Origin of the sequence: Paracoccus sp. NSM (genome assembly GCF_052379855.1) — a bacterium.
Classification (GTDB): Bacteria; Pseudomonadota; Alphaproteobacteria; order Rhodobacterales; family Rhodobacteraceae; genus Paracoccus.
The window spans coordinates 1-488 of sequence record NZ_JBQTCG010000039.1; the positions used below are offsets into that span (position 1 = coordinate 1).

Here is a 488-nt window from a genome sequence, read left to right on the forward strand (position 1 = left end):
CCCTTCGCGGGCTTGCTGCGGCGGCGCATGTTGGATTGGAGATCAATCTCCTGCGCAGCGTCGTGGCGCACGGATTTATCAAGCAGGCTGGAGCCATGGCGCGAAATGCTCCCTACTTCCACAGGGAAGACCTTGACCGCTTTCTTCAGCGTCTGTACCTCCACACGACTTTCGACGCCGAGCCAAGCGGAGACGAGGCATCGCTCATCGCAGCTACTGCCGCGTGTCAATGTTCGACCCATGAGCTCCTGCATCTGATCTTCGAACACGACATCCCCCTGCGCTGTCCCAAAAACCAAGATTCCAAGTTCGGTGATTTTGTGATTTCCGTCGGTCGCGTGAAAACGGCCATCGGCCTGAGCGCCATCGGTGCAATAAGCTTGTCGGAAGCTGCCGGAAGGCTCGGGGTCAATACCGCAACAATCCGTAATCTTGTGGCAGCTGGCTATCTTCAGGAGGTTCAGAAACCCCACAACTCTTCGGAGCGC

The 488-nt window shown here is 57.4% G+C and carries 1 protein-coding gene; it reads left to right on the forward strand.

Annotated elements, in window-relative coordinates; translation table 11 throughout:
- A partial coding sequence (locus ACTZWU_RS16730; protein WP_444738491.1) for a hypothetical protein occupies positions 1–488 on the forward strand: 488 nt, incomplete at both ends.